Genomic DNA, 26,214 nt, shown 5'->3' with positions numbered 1-26,214 from the left:
GAGGGCGACAATCACAGTCTTGGCCGGAGCCTGTCGCGACCCAGACCTTCTCTCTCGACGTCTTCAGCCTCAAAAGCCAATAGCGCAACAGGCCCCTTGCGGGAGAAGGTGGCGCGAAGCGCCGGATGAGGGGTTCTATCCGCAAACGCAGCTGCAAGAGGATAGCTCGCGGAGACAACCCCTCACCCGTCTCGCCGCTTCGCGGCGAGCCACCCCTCCCGCAAGGGGAGAGGGACGCACCGTCTGCGCGGCTTGAATCCTACGTCCCGTAGGTCGATCCCTTCGGCAGCGGAAACACCGGGTCCCGCGTCCTGATGTTCGTTGGCCACACCACCGAGATGTGCTCGCCGGCATTTTGCATCACGACCGGGGTCGAGCGCTCGTTCTGGCCGGAGAGCGGCGTGCCCGGCGGGAAGAATTTCACGCCATAGCCCTGGATGGTGCCGCCGGCGGGAATGTCGACGTCGAGCGCGGCCTTGCGAATGGCCTCGGGCTCGAAGCTGCCGTACTTCTCCTTGGCGACCGGCAGCACGTTGTTGAGCAGGATCCAGGTCTGGTTGAAACCCATCGAGCAATGCGGCGGCACGTCGGTGGCGCCGGTCTTGGCCTGGTAGCGCGAGACCATGGTCTTGGTCAGATCGCCGATTCCAGGCGCAAGCTTGGCTGGATCGAGCAGTTGCGCGGGCACCGGATCGATGTTGCAGAAATTATCGATGTCGGGGCCGAAGGTCGCGCGCAGTTTGTCGAGCTGGCTGTAGCCGGCGCCGGCGCCGAACAGCATCTTGAACCGCAGGCCGCTCTCGCGGGCCTGACGCAGGAACAGGGTGATGTCGGGGTTGTAGCCGGCATGCGAGATCACATCGACCTTGGCGCGCTTGAGCTTGGTCACAAGCACCGACAGATCAGGGGCGGAAGCCGAATAGCCCTCGCGCATCACGACCTGGATGCCCGCCTGCTTGGCATAGGCCTCGTCCGCCGCCGCGACGCCGACGCCATAAGGGCCGTCCTCGTGAATCAGCGCAACCTTGACGTCCTTCGGGTCCATGCCGAGCTTGCCTTGCGCGTGCTCGGCGACGAACCCCGCGAAGGCCTGGCCGTACTGATCGGAATGGATCTGCGCGCGAAACACGTATTGCAGATTCTTGTCCTTGAACACGGCGGTCGAGACCGCGGTCGTGATCCAGAGGATCTTCTTCTGCTGCTCGACCTTCGCCGCCATCGGCACCGCATGCGCGCTGGAATAGACGCCGTTGATGATGTCGATCTTTTCCTGGCTGATCAGCCGCTCGGCCTCGTTGATCGCCACGTCGGCCTTGCTCTGCGAGTCCGCCGCGACCGGAATGATCTTGGTCTTGCCGCCGATGCCGCCTTTTTCATTGACGAGGTCGATGGCGATCTGCGCCCCGACCGACGAGGCGACCGAGCCGCCGGCGGCGAACGGACCGGTGAGGTCGTAGATCAGGCCGATGCGCAAATTCTCGGCTTGCGCCTGGGCGCGTGTCCAATCGAGGCTGAGTACGGCGGCGGCAGCCGCCGAGCCCTTCAGCAGCTGCCTGCGTGAAGTCGGCATCCTATCCTCCCTCAAAAACCGTTCTATGATTTGGTCTTGTTATCTTTTTTCGAAGTATGGGGAGCGGGGCGGCAGAAAGTCAACATGGCGAAAGTCGGGGTCTGGCCTCCGCGACGCAGAACGCAATTGCGAAATGGGCGGCGACGAGATCGCGCGCTACTGTTTCAAGCGACGGGCGAGATAGCCCGCGGTCTTCCCGCCAGCCTTGGCGACCTCTCGCGGTGTCCCCGACGCAACGATTCGGCCGCCTTCGTCGCCGGCGCCGGGACCGAGGTCGATGATCCAGTCGCTGTGAGAGACGACGTCCATGTCATGCTCGACCACGACCACGCTGTTGCCGGCGTCCACGATGCGCTCGAGCTGGGCGATCAGCCGCTCGACATCCCTGGGATGAAGTCCGGTGGTCGGCTCGTCCAGGACGTAGAGCGTGTGACCGCGTTGCGGGCGCATGAGCTCGGTCGCGAGCTTGATGCGTTGGGCTTCGCCACCCGACAGTTCGGTGGCGGACTGACCGAGGCGGATATAGCCGAGGCCGACCTCGCGGACGACCGATAGCGACCGGTTCAGGGTTGCATCTTCGCGGAAGAATTCGAAGGCCTCGTCGACGCGCATCGCCAGCACATCGGCGATGGATTTTCCGCGGATCTTCACCTCCAGCGTCTTGTCGTTGTAACGCGCGCCCTTGCAGGTCGGGCAGGGGGCGTAGACGCTGGGCAGGAACAGAAGCTCGACGCAGACAAATCCCTCGCCCTCGCAGGTGCTGCATCGGCCTTTCGCGACATTGAAGGAAAAGCGCCCGGCATCGTAGCGGCGGGATTTTGCCTGCGGCGTCGCGGCGAACAGCTTCCTGACGTGGTCGAACAGGCCGGTATAGGTCGCGAGGTTGGATCGTGGCGTGCGGCCGATCGGCTTCTGATCCACCACGACGAGGCGATCGATCTGGTCGAGGCCGGCGACAATCTTGCCGCCCAATGTCTCGACCGTGGGTGCCAGGCTGTCGTCGTCCGGGTCCGCGGCCCTTGCATGGCCGAGATGCTCCGCCACGGCATCGACGAGGAATTGGCTGATCAGGCTCGATTTGCCGGAGCCCGACACGCCGGTCACGCTGGCAAGAACGCCCAGCGGGATATCGACGTCGAAGCCGCGAAGATTGTTGCGGGTCACACCCCTGACCTTCAGGTGACCTTTCGGTTCGCGGCGGACCGTCGGCAGTGGCTTTCGGGGATGCGCGAGATAATCGGCGGTTCGCGATTGCGCGACCTGCCCGAGCCCTGCAGGCGGTCCGCTATAGAGGATGTTTCCGCCGCTTTCGCCGGCGTCAGGGCCGACATCCACCAGCCAGTCGGCATGCCTGATCACCTCGATCTCGTGTTCGACCACGAAGATCGAATTGCCCGCGTGTTTCAGCCGGTCCAGCGCCCGCAGCAGCGCCTCGGTGTCGGCGGGATGCAAGCCGGCGGACGGTTCGTCGAGCACGTAGACGACGCCGAACAGGTTGGAGCGGACCTGTGTCGCAAGTCGCAGCCGCTGCAACTCGCCGGGCGACAGCGTCGGCGTGCTGCGCTCGCAAGCGAGATAGCCGAGCCCGAGGTCGAGCAGGACGGCTAATCGCGCCGACAGATCCTCGCAGATGCGCCTGGCGACGATGGTCTTCTCCGATGCCCCATCCGTCGAAGCCTTCGCGAAAGGCTTCATCACCTCCTGCAGCTTCTTGAGCGGCAGGTGCGACATTTCAGCGATATTGAGACCGGCGAATTTGACCTTGAGTGCCTCGGGCTTCAATCGCGTGCCATGGCAGGTTGGGCAGTCCTGGGTGATCATGAATTGCGCGACGCGGCGCTTCATCATCGCACTTTCGGACTTGGCATAGGTTTGCATCACATAGCGCTTGGCGCCGGTGAACGTGCCCTGATAGCTCGGCTCCTCCTTGCGGCGCAGGGCCCGTTTGACTTCGGCCAAGTCGTAACCGGCATAGACCGGAACGGTCGGCTGCTCCTCCGTGAACAGGATCCAGTCGCGGTCCTTCCTGGGCAGCTCACGCCAGGGCTTGTCCACGTCGTAGCCCAGCGTCGTCAGGATGTCCCGGAGGTTCTGCCCCTGCCAGGCACTCGGCCAGGCCGCGACAGCGCGCTCGCGGATGGTGAGGGTGTCGTCGGGCACCATGGACTTTTCGGTGACGTCGAGCATCCTGCCGATACCGTGGCAGGTCGGGCAGGCGCCTTCCGGCGTGTTCGGCGAGAACGATTCCGCATAGAGCATCTTTTGTCCGCGCGGGTAGTCGCCGGCGCGGGAATAGAGCATTCTGAGCAGGTTCGAGATGGTCGTCACGCTGCCGACGGACGATCTCGTCGTCGGCGCGCCGCGCTGCTGCTGGAGCGCGACGGCGGGTGGTAGCCCTTCGATGTCGTCGACTTCGGGGATTTGCATCTGGTGGAACAGGCGCCGCGCGTAAGGCGACACCGATTCCAGATATCGCCGTTGCGCCTCGGCGTAGATCGTCCCAAACGCGAGCGAGGATTTTCCGGAGCCCGACACGCCCGTGAACACGACGAGGGCGTTGCGCGGAATGCGGACGTCGACGTCCCTGAGGTTATGCTCACGCGCGCCTCGCACGCGAACGAAGCCGTCGTCCTGCATCAGGCCATCGGGTCGTCTTGATCGGTCGTCCATCTGGCTGCTCCGGCCGCGCCTGGGGGGGTAACGACAGGATCGCAGGATGGGTCCACCGATGACAGCGTACCAGTGGCATTCTGCACAAAGCGAAGGCCCGTCGCGGTCGAAGCGACGGGCCTTGCAAGGCTGATGGGGCGCTCGGTACCGGGCCGGTGCCCAGTCCGGCGTGTTACTGCGACAGCTTCACGAAGCTCGGAAACTTCAGCTTGCCGTCCGCGATCTTCTCGGGCCAGACCACGACCTGCTTGGAGTCCTGCCACTGGAAGACCAGACCCGAAACGGTCGTCGGACCGGACTTGATGCCGTGGGTAAACTCGTCGTCCTTGCCGTAGAACTGGATGCGGCCGATCGTGCCCTCGTAGTCGGTCTTTTCGAGTTCAGTGACCATCTTGTCGGGATCGGTCGAGCCCGCGCGCTTGATCGCCTCCGTGATGAAGTAGACCTCGTCATAGGCGGTGTAGCCGGTATAGGCCGGCGGCGAGCCGAACTTGGCCTTGAAGGCGGCCGCGAACGGCTTCGTCTTGGAGGTCACGGCGACATCGGGCGTTGCGACCGCCAGCGACGGGACGCCGTCGGCGGCGCCATTGGTGTCCTTCCAGAAGGTCGGGCTCAGCGCCTGCGCGCTGATACCGAACATCGGGATCGGCACCTGCTGGTTCTTCCACTGCACCGTCGGCTGCACGCCGACATGCGAGATGCCGGTGACGATCACGTCCGGCTTCTTGGCCTCGATATTGTTGAAGATCGGCGTGAAGTCGGTGGTATCAGGCGAGAACCGCACGTGCTCGACGACCTTGAGGCCAGCTTTCGGGAGACAAGCCTCGTAGCCGACGTCGAGCGGCTTGGTCCAGGCGGCGTCCTCGCTCATGATCGCGACCGTCTTGAACTTGAGCTTGTCGACCAGGAGATCCTTGGCGGCGTCGCAGACGAGCTGGGCTTGCGCGGCCGAGGTCAGATAGCCGTGGAAGGTGTACTTGTTCTTCTCGTAGTCGTTGTGGATCGCCTTGGTGATCTCGTTCGAGGCCGCGCCGGGCGTGATCAGCGGCATCTTCAGCCGCGCCGCCCAGGGTTCGAGCGCGAGAACGACTTCGCTGATATAGCTTGCGATCACGGCAGAGACCTTGTCCTCGCTCACCGCGCGCTGGAACGCACGCACCGAGTCCGCCGAGGAGCTCTTGTTGTCGTAGGTCACGATCTCGATCTTGCGGCCGAGAATGCCACCCTTGGCGTTGATCTCGTCGGCAGCGATCTGCGCGCCGCCGGGCGTCGCGGCCCCCGCGATCGACTGCACTTCGGCGATGACGCCGATCTTGATCGGGTCGTTCGACTGGGCGTAGGCGGGAGCGGCGAGGCACAGCGCCAGCGCGGAAGCGAGGAGGAAGCTGCTGCTCAAATTCGGGGATGGTCGCATGGTCGTTTTTCCCTTTGCTTGTTTTGTTGTTGGTATGGGCGAATCAGAGAAAATCGGCGCCAGCCTCCGCGGCGAAGCGGCCGGGATCGCCCTCCCAGACGATCCTTGCATGCTCGAGCACATAGACGCGGTCGGCATGTGGAAGCGCGAAGGTCACGTTCTGCTCGCCGAGCAGCACCGTGATCGACGTCGTCTGCCGCAGCCTCGTGAGGGCCTTGGACAAGAGTTCGAGGATGACGGGGGCGAGGCCCAGCGTCGGCTCGTCCAGGATCAGGATCTGCGGCTGCATCATCAGCGCGCGGCCGATCGCAAGCATCTGCTGCTCGCCGCCGGACAGCGTTTGCGCCATCTGGCCCTGACGCTCTTTCAGGATCGGGAACAGCTCGAACAGCCAGGCCAGCTGTGCCGCGCGCTTGTCGTCGGCCAGATGTTGCCCCCCGAGATCGAGGTTTTCCCGCACGCTCATCTCGCCGAACAGCTCGCGCGATTCCGGGCACTGCACGAGGCCGCTGCGGGCGATCTTGGCCGGCGTCGTGCCGCGCAGCTTCTCGCCGTTGCGCACGATCTCGCCGCTATAAGGCAGGAAGCCGGAGATGGTGTTGAACAATGTGGTCTTGCCTGCGCCGTTGAGGCCGACGATCGAGACGAACTCGCCCTCATGGACGTGGATCGAGACGTTCTCCAGCGCCTGCGCCTTGCCGTAGAACACGCTGACATTCTCGACCTGGAGCAGCGGCACCTTGTCCTTGAAGCTGGTCTCGGGCCGCGCATGGGTCTCGATGGCGCCGCCGAGATAGACCCGCCGCACCGTCTCGTTCTTCATGACGTCCTCGGCCTTGCCGGTGACGATTTCCTCGCCGAGATACATCGCGAGCACACGGTCGACCAGCGCCGCGACGCTCTTGACGTTGTGGTCGACCAGCATCACCGCGCGGCCCTCGTCGCGAAAACTGCGGATCAGCTCGGAGAAGATTTCGACCTCGGCCCGCGTCAGCCCGGCAAAGGGCTCGTCCACCAGCACGACCTTGGGGTCGCGCGCGATCGCCTTGGCGAGCTCGAGCCGGCGCAGGTCGGCGAAAGGCAGCGTCGGCGGGCGGCGGTTCATCACGCTGCCGAGCCCGACGCGGTCGGCGATCCATTTGGCTCGCTCGACCAGCGCCTTGTCCGGAAACAGCATGAACAGGCTGTCCGGCAGCAGCGCGACCATGATGTTCTCCAGCACGGTCTGCCGGTTGAGCGGCCGCGAATGCTGGAACACCATGCCAAAGCCTTTGCGCGCGATCTTGTGCGCGGGAAGGCCGGCCACGTCCTCGCCCTCGAAGATCACTTCGCCTGATGTCGGGCGCTCGATGCCCATCACGCTCTTCATCGCGGTCGACTTGCCCGAGCCGTTCGGCCCGATCAGGCCAAAAATCTCGCCGCTATTGACCTCGAATCCGAGGTTCTTCACTGCCGTCAATCCGCCGAAGCGCTTGGTCAGGCCGCGGACTTCGAGCACGGCCCGGTTTGAAGATCGCATATCCATCACGAGCGCGCCTCACGCGAGAGGGCCGCTCCGAGGAAGCCGCCGGGGAAGAACAGCACGACGAGGAGCGCGACGGCCGAAACGATGAAGGTCGCGAGCTCGCCGGTCGGGCGCAGGAACTCGCCGGCGACGATCAGGAAGATCGCGCCCAGCGCCGCACCGAGTACGGTGCGGCGGCCGCCGAGCACGGCCGAGACGATCACGTTAACGCCGACCGCGACGTCGACCACCGTGCCGACCGAGGCGGTGCCGAAATAGAACACCAGCAGCGCGCCTGATAACCCTGAGAAGAACGCGCTGACGATGAAGGCGGCGAGCTTGTGCTTGACGATGTTGAAGCCGAGCGCGCCGGCCTGCACCGGGTCCTGGCCGCTGGCTTGCAGCACCAGGCCAACAGGCGATTGCGACAGGCCATAGAGGATCGCCGCCGAGATCGTCATGAAGCCGAGCGCAATCCAGTAATTGACACCGGCGTTAATGGAGATGACGTCGGGAATGGTCAGCCCGATCTCGCCGCCGGTGAGATCGGCGAACACCACGATGAAATTCTGCAGCATCAGCACCGCGACCAGCGTGGTCAGGCCGAAATACGGTCCGCGCACCCGAAGCGCCGGCAACGCCAACACGAGGCCGGCGATGACGGAGGCGAGCGCGCCGAGCACGATACAGGCGTAAACCGACCAGCCGAACTGGGCATTCAGGATGCCGGCGGTGTAGGCGCCGACGCCGATCAGGAAGGTCGGGCCGAAATTGACCTCGCCGGCGAAGCCGAACAGCAGGTCCCACGCCATCGCGAACACGCCGAAGTAAAAGGCGACGGTGAGCAAGCCGAGCACATAGCCCGAGACATAAAGCGGCAGCGTGGCTGCGATCACCACCAGCGCGAGCGAGATGAAGAACAGGCGGGTCGTAAAGAAGCTGGCCATCTCAGCGCCTCCCCAGAAGGCCCTGGGGCCGGATGTACATCACGAACACGAGCAGCAGCAGCGCCGGAATGGTGCGGTAGGCCGGCGAGACCAGATAGGCCGTGAGCGTTTCGAGATAACCGACCACAAAGGCCGCGATCAGCGACCCGGAGACGCTGCCGAGGCCGCCGAGCACGACGATCGAGAACGCGCTCGCGGTTAGCGGTCCGACGCTGTAGGAGCTGACGCCGAGGAACATTCCGAGCAGCACGCCGGCGATGCCGGCGAGAATGCCGTAGATCGCCCACACCACGACGTAGATGTTGGTGAGCTCGAGGCCGAGCAGGGTGACGCCGCGTGGGTTCATCGAGGCCGCGAGCACCGCCTTGCCGGTGCGGGTGCGGTTCACCAGGAGCCACAACAGCGCGATGACGAAGCAGCACACGATCGCGGTAAAGATCTCGTTGCTGGGCGTGCGTACGCCGAGGATCTCGACGACGCCCTCGACGATCGGCAACACGGTCTTGGCGTTGTTAGTGAAGAAATAAGCGATCACCTCCTGGATCATGATCCCCCACAGCAGCGTGCCGGTGAGGACGAAGATCTCCTTCTCTTCATTCGGGATGCGCCGGGAGTCCTGGATCGGCTTCACCACTGCGAAATAGGTGGCGAAGGATGTGAGGAGGGCGACACCGACACCGATCAGTGCGCCGGCATAGGTGCCGACATTCAGGATGCTGGCGGCGGCCCAGGCCGCCACCGCTGCTGCCACCATGATGGCCCCATGAGAGAGGTTGAGGACGCCGGACACGCCGAAGATCAGCGTGAAGCCGGTGGCGCCGAGAGCATAGAGAGCGCTGATGGCAAAGCCATCGATCAGAATCTGGAAAGCACGCATCTAGGATTGGCAATCTGATTTATGAGAGACGATGTTGCTTGGGCAACGTGCGGGGGCCGCATGCGGAAGCTCCCGGGAGCTGGTCCCGGGAGCGTGTCCTGCTAGTTCGAGAGCTTGATGAAGCTCGGGAACTTGATGTCGACCTTGGCGACTTCCTTGGGCCAGACCGCGCTCTGCTTGCCGCCCTGCCATTGCAGCATCAGCCCGGTGATCAGGCCCTTGCCGTATTTGATCGAGTGCGTGAACGGATCGTCCTTGCCGTAGAACTGGACGCGGCCGATCGTGCCTTCCCAGTCGGTCTTCTCGAGCGCATCGACCAGCTTGTCGGCGTCCGTCGAGCCGGCGCGCTTCACGGCGTCGGCGATGTAGTAGACCTCGTCATAGGCGGTGTAGCCGGCATAGGAGGGATAGTTGCCGAACTTCTTCTTGAAGGCTTCCGCGAACGGCACCGATTTCGGCGTCACCGCGACGCCTGGGCCGGAGACACCCTGGTAGAGCACGCCTTCGGCCGCCTGATTGGTGTCCTTGCCAAAAGTCTCGTTGGTGGCCTGCGAGGCGATGCCGAACATCGGGATCGGCACCTGCTGGTTCTTCCACTGAACCGTCGGCTGCACGCCGACATGGGAGATGCCGGTGATGATCACGTCGGGCTTGGAGCCCTCGATCTTGTTGAAGATCGGCGTGAAGTCGGTGGTATCGGGCGAGAAGCGGATGTGGTCGAGCACCTTCAGCCCGATCTTGGGCAGACATTCCTCATAGCCGACGTCGAGCGGCTTGGTCCAGGCGGCGTCCTCGCTCATGATGACGGCGGTCTTCATGTGCATCTTGTCGACCAGCAGGTCCTTGGCGCCGTCGCAGACGGAAAGCGCCAGCGCGGCGGAGGTCAAATAGCCGTGGAAGGTGTACTTGTTCTTCTCGTAATCGGCATGCACGCTCTTGCTGATTTCGTTGGAAGCGGCACCGGGCGTGACGAACGGCGTCTTCAGCCGCGAGGCCCAGGGCTCCAGCGCCAGCACGACTTCGCTGATGTAGCTGGCGATGACCGCATTGACCTTGTCCTCGTTTACCGCGCGCTGGAACGCGCGGACCGAATCTGCCGAGGACGAGTGATTGTCGTAAGAGACGATCTCGATCTTGCGGCCCTCGACGCCGCCATTGGCGTTGATCTCGTCGGCGGCGAGCTGTGCCGCCTGGGGGATGGAGGCGCCGGCAATCGCCTGCGCTTCCGCGATCACACCGATCTTGATCGGGTCGGCCGCAAGTGCCGCGCCTGACGTCATCAACACAGCGGCCGCGGCGGTACCGAGTGCTATCCGCAACGCAACAGAGAGCGGCTTCTTCATCTTGTTCTCTCCCTTAACAGGCCTCTTGTGAGCCATTATGCCGCGACTATACCGGCGGAGACATTCTCGGCAAGTGAAACCGCGTCCAGGATTGTGAGGCACGGACTAAAGTCTAGCGCTGCGCAAATAGCGGGCAGGAAAGCTGCCGGACCCGTTTCACGCGCAGGCATGCAGATTTCGTCGGTAGGCATGCGTAGCTATCGCAGGCGCACAGCAACCCGATCGCTGAATGGCGATGCCGTCGCGTTGGCTCAGCGCGCTTGCAGCAGCGACGGATCGAGCGGCGCGAGGCGGGCCGGATCGAATGGCGAGATGTCGACGTTGCGTGTCGCACCCTCCGCGATCAGTTGCGCCATGGCCTCGCCCGTGGCGGGCGCATTCAGGATGCCCCACACATTGTGCCCGGTCGCAACGTACAGACCTTCACTTTGCGGCACCTTGCCGATCAGCGGCAGGCCGTCCTGTGTCACCGGCCGGAAGCAGGCTTGTCGCGCAATGATCCTCTCGGATCGGAACAGTGGCGACAGCCGCTCGGACATGGTTTGCAGGCGCGCGATCGCGTCGTGGTCCGGCGTCACGGTAGCCGGATCGAGCGGAAGCGGCACGATGTCGGAGAGAGCGGTGATATGCGTGCTGCCGTCGGCGCGAGGAAAGACCTCGATCGACACGGCACTGCCATTCTCTTCAGACTCCAGAAACAGCGCATCGGCCGGCACATTCGTGCCGGTGTCGTACACGATGCTCGGGCTGCGCTGACCGTAGACGGCGGGCAGGCTCATCCATTGCGCGGCGAGCAGAGACCATGGTCCCATCGCGATCACGACGGCGTCCGCCTCGACGATGCGGCCGTCGACCTCGACGCCTGTCGCGGTCGTGCCATCTGCATCACGCATGATGCCGGTCACCTGGCCGGGACGAAACTCGGCGCCTTCCGCGAGCGCCGCGTTCATCACGGCTGAGGTGAATTTCTTGGGGTGAACGATCGCAGTGGACTCCATCGTGCCGATGCGCTGCGCGATGATGACGCCGTTGCTGAGCCAGCCGAGCGCGGACGGTGCATCCCGGCGCGGATGGCCATCGGCGGCAACGAAGCCGCTATAAGCGCTCATCGGGCGATAGCCCCAATCGCCTGCGATCTCGTCCGGCAGTTGCGCATGGATCGCAAAGCTCCGCCGCGCCAGCGCATCGAGCGGCGAGCCCTCGCACCAGTCGCGCGCGAGGAATCCGCCCGCCTTGCCTGACGCTGCGGCCGCGACGTCCGTCCGCTCCACGACGATGACTTCGACGCCGCGGCGGCGGAGAAACCAAGCGGTGCAGGCGCCGATCACGCCGCCGCCGCAGATCACAACGCGCATGACTTCCCTCTTACACAATGAAATCCTTCGCATGGAGATCCGCGGTATGGACCCCCTCCAGCGTAATCGTATCGGTCGCCGTCAGGTGGATCACCGCATTTCCCGTACTGTCATCACTGACCAGGCTTTTCAGCGCCGCCCAGTCTGCGAAGCCGTAATCGTGCAAATTGATCACATCATGCTCTCGCGCCGTGCTGCCGACGGCCTTGTTGCCCTGGTCGAAATCGTTGATCACGTCCAGACCAGAATTTTTGTCGAAGACGAATCTGTCGTCGTTCGGTCCGCCCCAGAGCTGGTCATTTCCGCGACCGCCATTCAGCATGTCCTTGCCGCCCGTGATCGAGCCGGCTGTGAACGGGGCGTAGGTCTGTGCATCGCCATACAGCAGATCGTCGCGGCTGCTGCCGAGGAGGATATCATCTCCGCCATGCGCATTGCCTGACATGTTCGAGGCGTCTCCGACGAGCACGATGGACGTGGAGTCCGGGTTGCCGTCGACCGCCGCGATTAGGACATCGTTGCCGCCGCGAGTATCGTCGCTCATGTAGCCGGCGTCGCCGACCAGAGACGCGCCGCCGGATTGGGCGGCGGCACCGACGGTGTAGATGAGGATGTCGTTGCCGCCGCGCGCATCGCCGCTCATGGAGACGAGGGCATCGCCCGATATCGAAGCGCCGCCATAACTGCCGGCCTGGGTCACGCTGAGGATATCATTGCCGCCATGCGCATGATCGCTCATGGAATTGCCGGAGTCTCCGCTGAACGTGCCGGACGCTCTGTTTCCCATCGATGCAACGACGACATCATTGCCGCCCCTCGTGTCGGCCGACATGGCGGTTTCGGCGTCGCCAAAAACACCGAGGGTCGCGTAGATCGATGTCGATGCATCGACATGAAGCACATCGTTGCTGGCATGGGCGTCGCCGGACATCGCCTGCGCATCGCCGTCGACGAACACGTAGTCCCCAAAGCCTGTGACGGTCGCAGAGAGCTGGTCGTTTCCGCCGTGAGAATGTCCTTGCAGGGTCTGGTCGTCGCCAACGAATATCAGGACCGCGTTGCCCCCGTCGACGGTCGCGATCATGTTGTCGCTGCCGCCCCGGGCGTCGTTCGGCAGGCCCGGGTCTCCGAACTCAGTGACAAATTCCTGGTCCCCAACGCTGACGATGATGGTGTCGTTTGGCATACGGCGCATCGCGCAACTCCCGGTTCAAGTCGGACGCGAGAACGAAGAGCATCATGCCTTCGCACCGCGCTGCGGCTTTGCCGCGCGATTCAATCTTCGTTGGATTGATGGCGGAGATTTGCTCGGGGCGTAGCTTGATTGCGATCAGGGAACCGCGGGCGCCGGCGGTCCACGCCGACGCCCGTGCTTGCGATCGCGCGCGCGGGCTCAGCCCGGGCCTGCGCCTTGCGTGGCGGTATACACCGCGTAGAGCGATTGGCTCGCGGCCATGAACAGGCGATTGCGCTTGGGGCCGCCGAAGCAGATGTTGCCGCACACTTCGGGCAGCCGGATGCGGCCGAGGAGCTTGCCGTCTGGCGACCACGTCGTCACGCCGCTGTAGCCGACGGCACGGCCGGCATTGCTGGAGGCCCAGACATTGCCGTTGACGTCGCAGCGCACGCCGTCCGGCCCGCACTTCACGCCGTCGATCACGCACTCGCTGAATCGCTTCTGGTTCGACAGCTTGTTGTCGCCGCCGACGTCGAACACGAAAATCTCATCCTTGCCGCCGGGACCGGTGTCGCCGGGTCCCTTGCCGGTTGATACGACGTAGAGCTTCTTGAAGTCCGGCGAGAAGCACAGCCCGTTCGGGTCGGGCACCTGCTCCTCCGTGACGACGAGATCGACGCGGCCGCTAGGGTCGATGCGATAGCAATTGGTCGGCAGCTCGCGCTTGCCCGGCGCGAAGCCGGCGGGCTGGCCAATCCGCGGATTGAGCTTGCCGCCGGAATTGCTCGGACCGCCCGCGGCGTCGGGCTCACCTTCGTAGAGCTGGCCGCCATAGGGCGGATCGGTAAACCAGTAGCTGCCGTCAGGATGGGCGACGACATCGTTCGGCGAGTTCAGCTTCTTGCCGTTGTAGTTGTCGCAAAGCACGGTCGCGGTACCGTCATGTTCATAACGCGTCACCCGCCGGGTCAAATGTTCGCAGGAGAGTTGACGGCCCTGGAAGTCGAACGAGTTGCCGTTGGAGTTGTTGGACGGCGAACGGAACACGCTGACGCGACCGTCGTCTTCGCTCCAGCGCATCTGCCTGTTGTTGGGAATGTCGCTCAGAGCAAATAGCGGCCCTGTGCACTCCACGCCGGGCCTTCAGCCCACAGCAGGCCCGTATAGAGACGCTTGATCGCCGTGTTGGGCTGCGCGAGATTGTTGAAGGACGGATCGACCGCGATGACATCGGGGTCCCAGAAATAGGTGGTCGGCGCGCCGTTGGGACCGAAATCGCGTGGCGGGGTGGTGATCGTCGTCGGCGGCGCGGCAGGTCCGGTCTGGGCCAGCGCGGAGCCGGCGCCGACAAAAGTGGCGGCGCCGAGCGCAAGTCCCTGAACGAGCGTTCGTCGTGAAAGCGCAGCATCCTGGTCACGCTGCTTTTGGCGTGTCATCGCATCCTCCCGGTCATGTTCGGCTAGCCGGTTGATCCGGCCGAGCAGGGCAAGGTTAGTCCGGTCCGATGACGGTTGCGAGGGGGAGGTACGCATCCTCAGCGAGAGCGGGGCGGCAAAAGCGCTGCAACGTCGAACATGGAAACGACAAATTCATCCGGCGTGACGGGGTTTACCGGAATTGCGTTCAGGGCATCGCCGAGCTGTGGAGCATGTCAAGCCTTGACCTCCCGCGCGATGCTGGCAGAACGTTATTCGGGGGCGTAAGTCGGAGTTCACTGTGGTCGCTGTCGTCGTACTGGTTTTGCTGCTCGGGATTGCATTTGCGGCCGGCTATTTCACCCGCGACTACGTCTCCCGCAAAAGGCGAGCCGAGGCGCGCCGCTGGCGTGAGTACAGCGAGCCGGATTGGCTCAGTGCCAACGAGCCCGCCAACACCAACGAGATCGCGATCGCCGGCAGGGCTGCGCCGGTTGCCACCGGCGAGCTCGGTCAGATGCTGAACCGCTGGGAGAGCAGAGCTCGCGCCCGCCGTACGGCGTAGCTCGACGGTCTCGCCTGGGTCCAATCGGCCAGACACACCGGCACCGGGTCCCTCCACGCATCCGGCGGTGCGACCATGTCAGCCCTTCTGTCCATCTTTTGGCGTTGCGGTTGCTGCCATTTCTCGTCTAGAAACGACGCATCGAGCCTCCCGGCAACCAACCGTCAACGGTTTTGACCGAGGATTTGAGGGCTCAAAAGGGTCTGGCAATGCTGATTCGCGGCCAAATCGATGGGATTTCGGGGGAGGTGGCTCTGGCCGCCGCCACGATCCCGGCCGCGCTGCTGCCCACCCTCCTGATTGGCGGGCTTCTTCTTACTTGCCCCTGAGGGCCGGCTGGGCGCCATGCGCCTGGGCGCTCAGGGGTTGGTCGAGATCACCGGACACCTCAAGCGCCTAGAAGACTGACGGCGCAAAAGCTCAAAAGGAATTTTCGAAATGGCCTCCGTGAACAAGTCCGAGAAGGACCGCGTCATCATTTTCGACACCACCCTGCGCGACGGCGAGCAGTGCCCCGGCGCCACCATGACCTTCGAGGAGAAGCTCGAAGTCGCCGAGATGCTGGACGATATGGGCGTCGACGTCATCGAGGCCGGCTTCCCCATTACCTCGGAAGGCGACTTTCAGGCGGTCAGCGAGATCGCCCGCCGCTCCAAGAACGCTGTCATCGCCGGTCTGTCGCGCGCCCATCCGGCCGACATCGACCGCTGCGCAGAGGCGGTGAAATTCGCCAAGCGGGGCCGCGTCCACACCGTGATCGCGACTTCGCCGCTGCATATGCGGGTGAAGCTGAACAAGACCCCGGAGCAGGTGCTCGAGACTTCGGTTGCCATGGTCGCGCGCGCCCGCAACCAGATCGACGACGTCGAATGGTCGGCCGAAGACGGCACTCGCAGCGAGATGGATTATCTGTGCCGCATCGTCGAAGCCGTCATCAAGGCTGGCGCCACCACGGTGAACATTCCCGATACCGTCGGCTACACCACGCCCGACGAATACACCCACTTCATGAAGACGCTGATCGAGCGCGTGCCGAACTCGGACAAGGCGGTGTTCTCCGTGCACTGCCATAACGACCTCGGCATGGCGGTGGCGAACTCGCTGGCCGGCGTCGTCGGCGGCGCGCGCCAAGTCGAGTGCACCATCAACGGCATCGGCGAGCGTGCCGGCAACGCCGCGCTGGAAGAGATCGTGATGGCGATCAACGTCCGCAACGACAAATTCCCGTTCTGGAACAAGATCGACACCACGCAGCTGACCCGCGCCTCGAAAGTGGTGTCGGCGGCGACCTCGTTCCCGGTGCAGTACAACAAGGCGATCGTCGGCCGCAACGCGTTCGCGCATGAGAGCGGCATCCATCAGGACGGCGTGCTGAAGGACGCTTCCACCTACGAGATCATGCGGCCCGAGATGGTCGGCCTGAAGCAGTCCTCGCTGGTGCTCGGCAAGCATTCTGGTCGCCACGCCTTCGTGCACAAGCTGGAGGAGATGGGCTACAAGCTCGGCCCGAACCAGCTGGAAGACGCGTTCACACGGATGAAGGCATTGGCCGACCGCAAGAAGGACATCTACGACGAGGACATCGAGGCGCTGGTCGACGAGGAGATGGCGGCTTCGCACGATCGCATCAAGCTGACCTCGCTGACCGTGATCGCCGGCACCCATGGCCCGCAGCGCGCGACCATGAAGCTCGACGTCGACGGCCAGATCAAGATCGAGGAGGCCGAGGGCAACGGTCCGGTTGACGCGGTGTTCAACTGCATCAAGCGTCTGGTGCCGCACGAAGCCAAGCTCGAGCTGTACCAGGTCCACGCAGTGACCCAAGGCACCGACGCGCAGGCCGAAGTCTCGGTGCGGCTGTCGCATGAGGGACGTGCGATGACCGCGCGCGCGGCGGATCCGGATACGCTGGTGGCCTCGGCAAAGGCCTATCTCGGCGCACTGAACAAGATCGTCATGAAACGCCAGCGCGACACCGTGACGACCGCGGCGGCAAGCTGACGAACGAAGTTCGTCATTCCGGGGCTCGCGAAGCGAGATCCCGGAATCTCGAGATTCCGGGTTAGGTCCTAACGGACCTCCCCGGAATGACTCTGCATGTGGCGGCGAATAGCTGCCCTGCTAAGGGCCAATAGCGGCTCCGCCTTCCAGCCGCTATTGATGCAACCGGTATAGGATCGGCCGCCCGCGCGCCGGGTGGCCCAAACAACAACAGGGAGAGATTATGCGCACCTTCGCGATCGCTGCGTCCATGGCGGTCCTGGCACTTGGCTTGACCGGGCCGGCGTCGGCCCAAGCGCCTATCATCATCAAGTTCAGCCACGTGGTGGCCACCGACACGCCGAAGGGCAAGGCGTCGGAGAAATTCAAGGAGCTCGCCGAGAAGTATACCGGCGGCAAGGTCAAGGTTGAGATCTACCCGAACTCGACGCTCTACAAGGACAAGGAAGAGCTCGAGGCGCTCCAACTCGGCAGCGTGCAGATGCTGGCGCCGTCCAACTCCAAGTTCGGCCCGCTCGGCATCCGCGAGTTCGAGGTATTCGATCTGCCCTACATCCTCCCCGATCTGAAGACGCTGCGGAAGGTGACGGAAGGTCCGCTCGGTGCCAGGTTGCTCAAGCTGCTCGAACCGAAGGGTATCACCGGCCTTGCCTATTGGGACAACGGCTTCAAGGAGATGAGCGCCAACAAGAAGCTGGTGACGCCGGCCGACTATCAGGGCGTCAAGTTCCGCATCCAGTCCTCGCGCGTGCTCCAGGCCCAGTTCAAGGCGCTCAGCTCGCTGCCCCAGGTGATGGCGTTCGGCGAAGTCTACCAGGCGCTGCAGACCGGCGTCGTCGACGGGCAGGAGAACACCTGGTCGAACATCTATACCCAGAAGATGCACGAGGTGCAGAAGTACATCACCGAGAGCAATCACGGCTATATCGGTTACGTCGTGATCGTGAACAAGAAGTTCTGGGACGATTTGCCGACCGACATCCGCGACCAGCTGACGAAGGCGATGAAGGAAGCGACCGACTTCAACAATACGCAGTCGCAGAAGGAGAACGAGGACGCGCTCGCCGAGATCAGGAAGAGCGGCAAGAGCGAGATCATCAAGCTCACGCCGGAGCAGGATGAGGCGATGCGCAAGGCCATGGAGCCGGTCTACAAGGACGCCGCAAGCCGTATCGGGCAACCGTTGATCGACGAATTCCAGAAGGAAGCGAAGAGCACGACGAACTGATTTGAACGGATGATGAATGGGGGCTTCCGTGCCGGGCGCGGAAGCCCCTTTTTGTTGCGAATGATTACCGATTGCGACTGAATGAAAGTTCAGGAGCGTTACATCTTCGACAGAACGCGCTTCCTGTCCAAGTTGTAAGTTGCACGTAAGCCGCGCTGCGCCCATCCTCGTGGCATCCTTCCAGAGGAGAGTTCGCATGAGGAAGTTCACCATCGCCGCCATCGCCGTGCTCAGCATCGCCGGCTCGGGCGCGGTCTATGCCCATTATCATCGCCCGTGGATGCACGAGCACATGCGCCACATCCGCATGAACCCGGAAGACCGCGCCGCCATGGTCGACGCGCGGATCGCCGCGGTCCATGCCGGGCTGAAGCTCAACGCCGACCAGGAAAAGCTGTGGCCGCCGGTCGAGGCCGCCGTGCGCGACTTCGCCAAGCTGCGCATCGATCGCGCCAATGCGCGGATGAATGCTGGTCCCGGCGATGCCGGCAAGGACGCGAATAAGGACGCCAACAAGGATGCCGACAGGCCGGAGGATCCGGTCGCCCGCCTGCGCCAGCGCGCCGAGGACATGGGGGCGACGTCGGCGGCCCTGAAGAAGATCGCCGATGCCGCCGATCCGCTCTACAAGACCCTGGACGAGGGCCAGAAGCGGCGCCTCGCCGTGCTGACCCGCCACCGCGGCCCGTTCGGCGGTGGCGAAGACGGCCCGCGCGGCCACTTCATGGAGCGTGGCATGGACCGCATGATGGAGCGCGGTATGGACCACTTCCACCGTGACCGTTTCGACCGCGACGGCGGCTCGGACGGGGACCGCGAGGGCCGGCTCTGAGCCTGCAAGGGTGGCCCCGCTCAACCCTGGCGAAGCCGCTGGAATCCAGCGGCTTTTCGCTTTTTTGGGGGATGTGGGCACGCCCTTGGCATACCCTTGTCATAGCCTTGGAAAACTTACGTGCCATCGCTTGCCAGACCCGGATCGCTTTGCTAAACGACCGGCCTCGCAAGGCTTTAACCGCCTTTCGGGCGCATAGCTCAGTTGGTAGAGCAGCTGACTCTTAATCAGCGGGTCCCAGGTTCGAGCCCTGGTGCGCCCACCAAGCAATAAGCCTTCTTCTTCAAGAACTAACGAGAAGGGTCGCTGAGAACAAAACGAGTTTCGTGCAACGTTTTGTTGTCGGAGATTTTACGGTCGGATTGCTGCGCGACTTTCCTTTGTTTCTGTACTTTCACCCTTTCGATATGGCGCGCAGATCGGATGGTACAGGTCGATTACGTGCTCGTCGTAGAATTGGATATCAGAGCGAGCAAAACGGACGATCTGCTTTGCCCGTCGTGTCCCGATGGCTTCGCCAAGCCAGAGAATTTCTCCAAAGCGTCGCGGCCCCGTGCGCATTCGCTTGTTCGCCGGGGCAGGGTGATCGGGGGCGACGTCAAGGCGCTGCCGGGTGGGGTCGCCGCGGTCGATGTCGACGCGGCCGCAGGGCCGACCGGGATCATTACCCGCGAAGAGCTCCAGCGCGAGTCCGATCGCGCCGCCGGCATCGTCCGCGAGGCCGGGCTACGCCCTGATGGTGCCTTGGGCGCGCGGCGGCGGACATGGTCGAAACTGAAACAGGTATTCTGCCGGCTAGCCGATCATTGAAGGCCAGCACTTGGTTGCGAAGCGATCATCTCGCCTCCGGCTTTGATGATGGCGGAGGCAACCTCTTCGGCTTGACCAAACTGAGCCGGTTTTCCCACCGAGAAGAGAGCCACCTCTGTATGGTTTTCTATTCGGGGTTTGGTCAAGGGATTGGCTTTTTCTCCTCTCGCGGTAGGGAAGGCGCCAATCACCCCCGAACGGCATACCGCGGTGACGAGGTCGACGCCCGATACCCTGAGCATCGGAGCCGCCGCCAAAGACAGGCGCAACCGCGTTGCGATCCTCGGTTCGTGACGGTCATGTTAACTCGAGTCGCAAGTGGAGGAACGGTTCCGGTGCGCTCAAGGAGCAACTCTCACAACCACCTTGCCCCATGTTTGGCGGCCGGCGAGTGCCTTGAATGCATCTTGGAAGTCCTCGATATCGAAAATCTTGCCGACCGCCGGCTTCAATCGTCCTTCGCTCAGCAAGCGAAGCAAGTCTGTCAGGATGCGCCGGTACACCTCCGGCTCGCGCCGCGGGACCTGCGCCATATCGACGCCGAGGAGCGCGCCGCCCTTGAGAAGCGGAAGGTTGAACGGGAGAGCGGGAATGTTGCCCGCGGCAAAGCCGATCACGAGGTGCCGCCCTTTCCAGGCAATTGAGCGAAATGCTTCGAGCGAGATCGCCCCGCCAACGGGATCGACGATGACGTCGCAGCCACGGTTCTCGGTCAGATCCTTGAGCTCCTCGCGCCAATTCGGGCGTGTGTAGTCGATCGCTGCATCTGCTCCAAGGCCGAGGGCAAATTCACGTTTCTCTTCGGTCGACGCTGCAGCAATGACGCGGGCACCGATTAGCTTGCCCATCTGTATCGCGGCCGTTCCGACTCCTCCAGCTGCGCCCAGGACGAGCATCTGTTCGCCGGATTTCAGCTTCGCACGTTCTGTCAGCGTATAGTGGGCCGTGAGATAATTGGCGCGAAAAGAGGCGCCTGCCTCCGCGGAAACACCATCGGGGAGAATGCATACCGCCTCGGCTGGAACAGTAACGTACTCCGCGAGTGCGCCCGAGCGGACCATGCCCATCACCTGGATGCCCGGGGTATAGCCAGTTACCCCGTCGCCCACAGCCTCGACCTCGCCCGCGAATTCTGTTCCGGGAATGAATGGCAGCGGGTCCTTCGTCTGGTAGAGGCCCTGCACTTTAAGGCCGTCGACGAAGCCGATTCCCACCGCCCGCACTCTCACGCGCAACGAACCCGGCACGAGTGCAGGCATGGGAGCCTGCCTCAATTCAACTTCATCTATCGACGAATAATTCTCAACGACGACTGCCTTCATTGAATTCCCCGCCACATGCCGGCATTGCAGCCAATTCCCTCATTCGGCCTGACCGTCGATGAATCAGCTTTCGGCGGATTGCATTGACGCGCGAATGCGTTTTCGTTCGGTAAGAACTGTCTCGAGCTCACTTCAGTTCGTCCCGGCGCTTCCGACTTCGCCGTCGATCACCTCTCCCAGAGGCTGCCATCTCTGACCGTCGAAGCGAATGAGCTGCATCTGTTCGACCGGAAAATAGTCTTTGGCAGACGTATTGATCTTGATGCCTGGCAAGAGCATCGGAACATCCAGGTCTTTCAAGTTCGCCGCCTGCCGCATGATGTTGTCGCGCGTGAGGTCGTCGCCGCATCGCTTGAGGACCTCGAGCAAGGTGTGGGCAACCGCGTAGCTATAGACAATGACGCGATCTGCCTTGTCGCCATCGGGAAGATACCTGTCCATGAACGCATTCCAATCTCTTGTGGCCGCATCGTTGCTCCAGGCGGAATCGCCGGGGTCCTTCAAATAGGCATTCGAGATGATCCCTTTGGCGTTCTCCAGACCGGCAGGACGGAGCACACTCGCAACCGACGTGGAGACGCCTGCGAGGAAGACGACCGGCTTCCAGTCGAGTTCTGCGAGCTTGCGGATGGCCTGAGCGCTTGCTTTCGGCGTGGTCCAGGACACGAAAATGTCCGCGCCGGAGTTTCTCAGCCGCGCGATGTGAGGGTCGATCGTCGGTTCGGACAATTCAAACGAGGATTCGGCGACGATCATCGAGGCCTTTTCGCCCAGCCCATCACGCAAGCCCTTCACCTGATCTCGCCCGCCGTCGTCATTTTGCCAGAGAATGCCGATCTTCGCGTTGGGATGGTTCTGCAGGATGTATTTCGCGTACGCGCGCCCTTCGCTCTGGAAGTTCGGCTGCCACCCCATGGTCCAGGGAAAATGTCCCGGATCGCCCCAGCGCGTCGCATTGCTTGCGATAAAGAGCTGCGGCACCTTCCGCGCATTCAGGAACTTCTGGATCGCCGCGTTGGAAGCCGTTCCAACCGACTGGTAGATCATGAGTACCTCGTCACTCTCGACCAGCTTTCTCGCCTGCTCCACGGCCTTCGGCGGGCTGAACGCATCATCGTAGCTGATGAACGTGATCTTGCGCCCGTTGATGCCACCTTCATCGTTCACCTTTCGAAAAAACGCCGCGGCGGTGCGACCGATGATGCCGTAGGCCGACGCTGGCCCGCTATAGGGAGCGATATTTCCGATTTTGATCTCGTTGTCTGTGACGCCGGGATCGTATTTCTTTTCGGTTGCATTGGCCGGCAGAGCCGCAAAGCTTACTGCCAAGGCAACGGCGACGACTTGGGGCAGGTGTCTTGGTAGCACGGTTGATCCACCTATCGACATACGCCAGCAGCTCAGGCTGCTGCTGTGCTGGAAAAAGGTTAGGGCCGGGGAGGCCCGTTGGTACGTCAATCAGCGCACGACGCCGGAGTCTTTCAGGCGAGCAATGTCCTCGTCGGAATATCCAAGCTCCTCCAGGATCTGCCCACTATGCTGGCCCAATTCCGGAGCGGGTTTCGGTGGCCTCTTCGTTACGCCGCTTATTCGGAACGGGCTGTCCACGATTGCGCCATGTCCCGGCATCCATTCGGCTTCAACAAGCGCGCCGGCATGATACATCTGGTCGTCGCCGACCAGATCTCCGGCTTTTGTCACGATCGCTGCGGTCAGATCGGCCCCCTGAAATACGTGGTGCCAGTCGGACGAGACACGGGTCGCAAACAGCTCGTCGAGAATCGCCACGAGCTCGGCCGCATTGGTGCGCCGTGTTGCAAGCGCCGAGAAGCGCGAATCCTCGATCAATGCGGAGCGGCCGATTGCCTTGCAGAACCGAGGCCAGTCGCGTTCCTCCTGCACCAGGCTGATCATGAACCAGCGGTCGTCAGCGCACCGGTAAAAGCACGTCAAAGCGTTCCGGGTCGCCTTCCGCGGCAGGCGGTATTGTATCTCGCCGCCGCACAGGACCGCCTGGATCGATGCCGCATTCGACCAGGCTCCGTTGGCAAGCAGCGAAGTCGTGACGCAGCTTCCCAGGCCCGTGCGCTCCCGGTGAAGAAGCGCCGTGACGATCCCTGCGTAGAGAGTGACGGCAGTCGGCTGATCGCCCATTCCCATAGTAGGTGATGCGGGAGGACTCTCGCTGTCGGATCGCACGTTATCGGCCAATCCCGATCGAGCCCAATAGGCGTGGGCGTCGAATCCCGGTCTTTCAGCCTCGGGGCCTGTCTCGCCGTAGCCGGTGAGAGCCGCATAGACCAGACGCGGATTGATCTGCGAAAGCTGCTCATAGCTGATCCCGAGCCGGGAGCGGGAAGCCGGGGACTGGTTGGTAATGAAAACATCGGCGGAACGTACGAGCTGCCGCAGGATGGTTCGACCAGTCTCGTTCTTGAGGTCTACCCCAAGCGTGCGCTTGCTGCGCGCGGCAATGGTCCACGCGTAATTGTGGTCGGCCTTTGGCAGGTTGGGGAGTCGACCGAGAGCGCGCTGCGGATCTCCGGCGCCGACCGGCTCGATCTTGACGACGTCCGCGCCGAAGTCCGCAAGGATCACGGCCGCCGCCGGCCCTGCGACAAAGGTGGCGCTGTCAATGACTTTCAGACCCTGGAACACGCCGGCCACGAGATCCTCCCTGCCGCCAAGCAGACTTGTTGCCGGCTGTACAAGACTAGCCAGATCGTCCGATTTCCATCCATCTATCACGATTGACGCAAAGGTTCAACCATTCATAAAATAACCCGTGGAGAGCTGAATGCCGAACAACGCCGTCAATTCGATTTCCGCGATGCACCGGCGCTTCACGTCGCCGGACGAATGGCACTCCGCTATCGAGCCGCACTTCGCGGGAAGCCGCTACACGAGGCGGGCGCATTCGTTCTCTGTGTGGGGACGACTTGAGCGACTGGGCGATGCACTGCTGGTCGACAACTATGTCGCCGCATCTGGACTGGGCCCCGCCAACGACACGTACGGATTTTCGATCGATCCGACCGAGACGGGAAGCTGCTTTATTTTGCTGCAGCGATTCGGAAGCGCATTCGTGAAGCAGTCTGATCGTGCGACGGAACTCCGGGCCGGCGAATGGGCCATCTTTGACGCTTCCGTGCCGACTTCATTTCTGATTCCGGACGGGAGTCGAACGATCGGGGCGACCGTTAGTCATCGATATTGCGAACATTGGCCGCGCTCTCAGCTTGGCGGAACCCGCCTGGCGAGGTCGGCTGAGAGCCGGGTTGCACTCTCAATGATTTCCGAGGCACTGGGATCTGCCGAATGGCCGAATTTGCGCATTCAGGCTTCGATGGAAGTTCTGTTTATGGATGCGGTGGAGGCAAGTCTACCTGCGAGCGCCGCCAAACGGAGCGCCTTCATCCCGAACGCTGGGAAAATCGACCAGGTGAGACAGGCCATTGAGGTTCAGTTGAGTAATCCCGATCTGGGCCCCGACGCCATCGGCCGATCTGTCGGCCTGTCCCGCCGCTCGCTGTACCGGCTGGTCCGCCGGATCAATCAGACGCCTATGGGGTTGGTCCAAGAGCTACGTCTCGCGCGAGCTGCGCGATTGTTGCGAGACCGCGCGGAGGAGCCTCAGAGCATCACCGACGTGTCGTACCTCGTCGGCTTCGTCGACCCCGCGCATTTCAGCCGGGCGTTCCGGGCACGGTACGGTCAATCGCCCAGGCAATGGTCGTCGTCCCGCACCGACGGGCAGGCTCCTGCGAGATAAACTTGGCACCCTGCGTCAAGTGCTTGGCGCTGTGAGGCAGGTTTGAGTTTCGTGCCGATGTTAGGGTGTCGCAAAATAATCAAACATCTGGAGGAGACGATGGTCGGACGGATCGATGATCAGGTCGTAGACCCTGTCACGTACGGAACGCCCGGCAAGTACGACGAAATCTTCGCCGAACTGCGGCGAAGCGATCCCGTTCGCTGGACCGAACCTGTAGGCTATCGGCCGTTCTGGACCATCGCAAAGCACAGCGACATCGTCGAAATCGAGCGGCAGAACGACAAATTCATCAACGATCCGCGTAGTAGCCTCGTGCCGATCCAGGAGGAAGAAAGACGAGTCCGCGCGGGGAACGCGAAATTAGTCAGGACGCTCATCACCATGGACGAGCCCGACCATCGTGCTTACCGCGGCATCACACAGGCGTGGTTCATGCCGGTAAACCTGCGCAAGATCGAGGAGGAGATCAAGGATCTCGCCGCAGAGTTTGTCGCTGTGATGGACGAGCGCGGTGGCCGGTGCGATTTCGTCAACGACGTCGCGCTTTGGTACCCGCTGCGGATCATCATGACGATCCTCGGCGTTTCGCGCGAAGACGACGCCAAGATGCTCAAGCTCACGCAGGCGCTGCTCGCCTCGTCGGACAAGGATTTGTCGGGAGGAAGCAACAATTTCCAAGGCCGCCAAGTCGCGGCTCAGGAGTTTTTTGCTTACTTCGGCGCTATTGCGGAGGACCGTCGCAGAAACCCGAAGGACGATCTCGCCTCGGTAATCGCCAATGCGTCGGTCGGCGGCAATCCGGCCGGAGTCTTCGAGAGACTCTCGTACTACCTGGTGATTGCGACCGCGGGCCATGACACGACAAGTTCGGCGATGGCCGGTGGATTGCATGCGTTGATCGAGCATCCGGCGGAGTTCCGTCGGTTGCGCGAGTCGCCGGAGCTGCTGAATTCCGCAGTCGAAGAGATGTTGCGCTGGACCTCGCCGGTGAAGCACTTCTTCCGCACGGCGACTCAGGACTATCAGCTTCGGGGCAAGCAGATCCGTGCCGGCGATTCGCTCATGATGTGCTTTCCATCCGGTAATCGCGACGAGGAGGTTTTCGTCGATCCTTTCACGTTCCGGGTCGATCGGACGCCCAACCGCCATATCGCTTTCGGGCACGGCGCGCACCAGTGCCTTGGCCTGAACCTTGCGCGGATGGAGATGAAAGCGCTGTTCACGGAAATTGTTGCTCGGGTGGACTCGATCGAACTGGCGGGGGAGCCCGCGTGGATTGAGGCCAATCTGGTCAGTGGCCCGAAGCGGTTGCCCATCACGTACCGTATGAAGAGCTGCCCGGCGCAGTGATCACGCCATCGCGTGCCGGATGGTCGGGGTGCCGTGCGTTGTCGCGGGGCGCCCCGACA

20 protein-coding genes, 1 tRNA gene and 1 pseudogene are annotated in these 26,214 nt (G+C 62.9%); 8 read left to right on the top strand and 14 right to left on the bottom strand.

Going from position 1 to position 26,214, the window contains the following annotated elements:
- Positions 1 to 259: 259 nt before the first annotated feature.
- The 10 genes and pseudogenes from ABIB91_RS31230 to ABIB91_RS31185 form a co-directional block, all read right to left on the bottom strand.
- Positions 260 to 1,570 carry an ABC transporter substrate-binding protein gene (locus ABIB91_RS31230; RefSeq protein ID WP_354170093.1) on the bottom strand — a complete coding sequence of 437 codons (1,311 nt, stop codon included), beginning with the start codon at positions 1,568 to 1,570 and terminating at the stop codon, positions 260 to 262.
- A gap of 156 nt (positions 1,571 to 1,726) precedes the next feature.
- Positions 1,727 to 4,240, bottom strand: a complete 2,514-nt coding sequence (gene uvrA / locus ABIB91_RS31225; RefSeq protein ID WP_354170095.1) for an excinuclease ABC subunit UvrA — start codon at positions 4,238 to 4,240, stop codon at positions 1,727 to 1,729.
- Between the two features lie 172 nt (positions 4,241 to 4,412).
- A complete protein-coding gene (locus ABIB91_RS31220; RefSeq protein ID WP_007601098.1) occupies positions 4,413 to 5,654 on the bottom strand; it encodes an ABC transporter substrate-binding protein in 1,242 nt (413 codons plus the stop codon).
- Between the two features lie 43 nt (positions 5,655 to 5,697).
- Complete coding sequence (locus tag ABIB91_RS31215) at positions 5,698 to 7,179, bottom strand: ATP-binding cassette domain-containing protein (protein ID WP_354170098.1); 1,482 nt, start codon at positions 7,177 to 7,179, stop codon at positions 5,698 to 5,700.
- The gene (locus tag ABIB91_RS31210; protein ID WP_219683503.1) at positions 7,179 to 8,105 is read right to left on the bottom strand and encodes a branched-chain amino acid ABC transporter permease; all 927 of its coding nucleotides are present in this window, start codon (positions 8,103 to 8,105) and stop codon (positions 7,179 to 7,181) included. Before ABIB91_RS31210 ends, ABIB91_RS31215 begins: the two co-directional genes overlap by 1 nt.
- A 1-nt stretch (position 8,106) precedes the next feature.
- Entirely contained in the window at positions 8,107 to 8,982 is an 876-nt protein-coding gene (locus tag ABIB91_RS31205) for a branched-chain amino acid ABC transporter permease (RefSeq protein WP_007601104.1), read from the bottom strand.
- Positions 8,983 to 9,083: 101 nt separating this feature from the next.
- Positions 9,084 to 10,325, bottom strand: coding sequence for an ABC transporter substrate-binding protein (locus tag ABIB91_RS31200; RefSeq protein ID WP_354170101.1), 1,242 nt, complete (start codon positions 10,323 to 10,325; stop codon positions 9,084 to 9,086).
- 251 nt (positions 10,326 to 10,576) lie between these two features.
- Positions 10,577 to 11,680, bottom strand: a complete 1,104-nt coding sequence (locus ABIB91_RS31195) for an NAD(P)/FAD-dependent oxidoreductase (RefSeq protein WP_354170103.1) — start codon at positions 11,678 to 11,680, stop codon at positions 10,577 to 10,579.
- 10 nt (positions 11,681 to 11,690) lie between these two features.
- Positions 11,691 to 12,638, bottom strand: coding sequence for a calcium-binding protein (locus tag ABIB91_RS31190; protein ID WP_502917032.1), 948 nt, complete (start codon positions 12,636 to 12,638; stop codon positions 11,691 to 11,693).
- Positions 12,639 to 13,073: 435 nt separating this feature from the next.
- Positions 13,074 to 14,293 (bottom strand): annotated as a pseudogene (locus ABIB91_RS31185) (SMP-30/gluconolactonase/LRE family protein).
- Positions 14,294 to 14,573: 280 nt separating this feature from the next.
- On the opposite strand from ABIB91_RS31185, the gene ABIB91_RS31180 reads away from it, so the two are divergent.
- The 6 genes from ABIB91_RS31180 (at position 14,574) to ABIB91_RS31155 (ending at position 19,708) form a co-directional block, all read left to right on the top strand.
- Complete coding sequence (locus tag ABIB91_RS31180) at positions 14,574 to 14,837, top strand: hypothetical protein (RefSeq protein WP_007601111.1); 264 nt, start codon at positions 14,574 to 14,576, stop codon at positions 14,835 to 14,837.
- Positions 14,838 to 15,275: 438 nt separating this feature from the next.
- The gene (locus tag ABIB91_RS31175; protein ID WP_354170107.1) at positions 15,276 to 16,838 is read left to right on the top strand and encodes a 2-isopropylmalate synthase; all 1,563 of its coding nucleotides are present in this window, start codon (positions 15,276 to 15,278) and stop codon (positions 16,836 to 16,838) included.
- Between the two features lie 223 nt (positions 16,839 to 17,061).
- The gene (locus ABIB91_RS31170) at positions 17,062 to 18,066 is read left to right on the top strand and encodes a TRAP transporter substrate-binding protein (RefSeq protein WP_354170109.1); all 1,005 of its coding nucleotides are present in this window, start codon (positions 17,062 to 17,064) and stop codon (positions 18,064 to 18,066) included.
- 196 nt (positions 18,067 to 18,262) lie between these two features.
- Complete coding sequence (locus tag ABIB91_RS31165; RefSeq protein WP_354170111.1) at positions 18,263 to 18,898, top strand: Spy/CpxP family protein refolding chaperone; 636 nt, start codon at positions 18,263 to 18,265, stop codon at positions 18,896 to 18,898.
- A gap of 189 nt (positions 18,899 to 19,087) precedes the next feature.
- Positions 19,088 to 19,163, top strand: a tRNA-Lys gene (locus ABIB91_RS31160).
- A gap of 317 nt (positions 19,164 to 19,480) precedes the next feature.
- Positions 19,481 to 19,708, top strand: a complete 228-nt coding sequence (locus ABIB91_RS31155; RefSeq protein ID WP_354170113.1) for a hypothetical protein — start codon at positions 19,481 to 19,483, stop codon at positions 19,706 to 19,708.
- On the opposite strand, the gene ABIB91_RS41775 is transcribed toward ABIB91_RS31155, so the two are convergent.
- The 4 genes from ABIB91_RS41775 to ABIB91_RS31135 all read right to left on the bottom strand — a co-directional run bounded on the left by ABIB91_RS41775 (position 19,702) and on the right by ABIB91_RS31135 (position 23,697).
- Positions 19,702 to 19,950, bottom strand: coding sequence for a hypothetical protein (locus ABIB91_RS41775; protein WP_502917031.1), 249 nt, complete (start codon positions 19,948 to 19,950; stop codon positions 19,702 to 19,704). The genes ABIB91_RS31155 and ABIB91_RS41775 overlap by 7 nt on opposite strands.
- 99 nt (positions 19,951 to 20,049) lie before the next feature.
- Entirely contained in the window at positions 20,050 to 21,030 is a 981-nt protein-coding gene (locus ABIB91_RS31145; RefSeq protein ID WP_354170115.1) for an NADPH:quinone oxidoreductase family protein, read from the bottom strand.
- Between the two features lie 132 nt (positions 21,031 to 21,162).
- Positions 21,163 to 22,419, bottom strand: coding sequence for an ABC transporter substrate-binding protein (locus tag ABIB91_RS31140; RefSeq protein ID WP_354170236.1), 1,257 nt, complete (start codon positions 22,417 to 22,419; stop codon positions 21,163 to 21,165).
- A 69-nt stretch (positions 22,420 to 22,488) separates the two neighbouring features.
- Positions 22,489 to 23,697 (bottom strand): CaiB/BaiF CoA transferase family protein, encoded by a 1,209-nt coding sequence (locus ABIB91_RS31135; RefSeq protein ID WP_354170119.1) that lies wholly within the window; start codon positions 23,695 to 23,697, stop codon positions 22,489 to 22,491.
- 130 nt (positions 23,698 to 23,827) lie between these two features.
- On the opposite strand from ABIB91_RS31135, the gene ABIB91_RS31130 reads away from it, so the two are divergent.
- Both ABIB91_RS31130 and ABIB91_RS31125 read left to right on the top strand, forming a co-directional pair.
- Positions 23,828 to 24,802, top strand: a complete 975-nt coding sequence (locus tag ABIB91_RS31130; RefSeq protein WP_354170121.1) for a helix-turn-helix domain-containing protein — start codon at positions 23,828 to 23,830, stop codon at positions 24,800 to 24,802.
- A 99-nt stretch (positions 24,803 to 24,901) separates the two neighbouring features.
- Positions 24,902 to 26,155, top strand: a complete 1,254-nt coding sequence (locus tag ABIB91_RS31125) for a cytochrome P450 (protein ID WP_354170123.1) — start codon at positions 24,902 to 24,904, stop codon at positions 26,153 to 26,155.
- The last annotated feature ends 59 nt before the right edge of the window (positions 26,156 to 26,214 follow it).

It is taken from the genome of Bradyrhizobium sp. JR4.3, assembly GCF_040547695.1.
Lineage (GTDB): Bacteria > Pseudomonadota > Alphaproteobacteria > Rhizobiales > Xanthobacteraceae > Bradyrhizobium > Bradyrhizobium canariense.
This window is presented reverse-complemented; position numbering and strand designations above follow the sequence as displayed.

Bases quoted from the DNA above. Each gene is read 5' to 3' on its own strand.
- ABIB91_RS31130 (WP_354170121.1), top strand. From the start codon at position 23,828: ATGCCGAACAACGCCGTCAATTCGATTTCCGCGATGCACCGGCGCTTC.
- ABIB91_RS31215 (WP_354170098.1), bottom strand. From the start codon at position 7,179: ATGGATATGCGATCTTCAAACCGGGCCGTGCTCGAAGTCCGCGGCCTG.
- ABIB91_RS31205 (WP_007601104.1), bottom strand. From the start codon at position 8,982: ATGCGTGCTTTCCAGATTCTGATCGATGGCTTTGCCATCAGCGCTCTC.
- ABIB91_RS31220 (WP_007601098.1), bottom strand. From the start codon at position 5,654: ATGCGACCATCCCCGAATTTGAGCAGCAGCTTCCTCCTCGCTTCCGCG.
- uvrA (WP_354170095.1), bottom strand. From the start codon at position 4,240: ATGGACGACCGATCAAGACGACCCGATGGCCTGATGCAGGACGACGGC.
- ABIB91_RS31145 (WP_354170115.1), bottom strand. From the start codon at position 21,030: ATGAAGGCAGTCGTCGTTGAGAATTATTCGTCGATAGATGAAGTTGAA.
- ABIB91_RS41775 (WP_502917031.1), bottom strand. From the start codon at position 19,950: ATGCTCAGGGTATCGGGCGTCGACCTCGTCACCGCGGTATGCCGTTCG.
- ABIB91_RS31140 (WP_354170236.1), bottom strand. From the start codon at position 22,419: ATGTCGATAGGTGGATCAACCGTGCTACCAAGACACCTGCCCCAAGTC.
- ABIB91_RS31125 (WP_354170123.1), top strand. From the start codon at position 24,902: ATGGTCGGACGGATCGATGATCAGGTCGTAGACCCTGTCACGTACGGA.
- ABIB91_RS31175 (WP_354170107.1), top strand. From the start codon at position 15,276: ATGGCCTCCGTGAACAAGTCCGAGAAGGACCGCGTCATCATTTTCGAC.
- ABIB91_RS31170 (WP_354170109.1), top strand. From the start codon at position 17,062: ATGCGCACCTTCGCGATCGCTGCGTCCATGGCGGTCCTGGCACTTGGC.
- ABIB91_RS31230 (WP_354170093.1), bottom strand. From the start codon at position 1,570: ATGCCGACTTCACGCAGGCAGCTGCTGAAGGGCTCGGCGGCTGCCGCC.
- ABIB91_RS31195 (WP_354170103.1), bottom strand. From the start codon at position 11,680: ATGCGCGTTGTGATCTGCGGCGGCGGCGTGATCGGCGCCTGCACCGCT.
- ABIB91_RS31200 (WP_354170101.1), bottom strand. From the start codon at position 10,325: ATGAAGAAGCCGCTCTCTGTTGCGTTGCGGATAGCACTCGGTACCGCC.
- ABIB91_RS31165 (WP_354170111.1), top strand. From the start codon at position 18,263: ATGAGGAAGTTCACCATCGCCGCCATCGCCGTGCTCAGCATCGCCGGC.
- ABIB91_RS31210 (WP_219683503.1), bottom strand. From the start codon at position 8,105: ATGGCCAGCTTCTTTACGACCCGCCTGTTCTTCATCTCGCTCGCGCTG.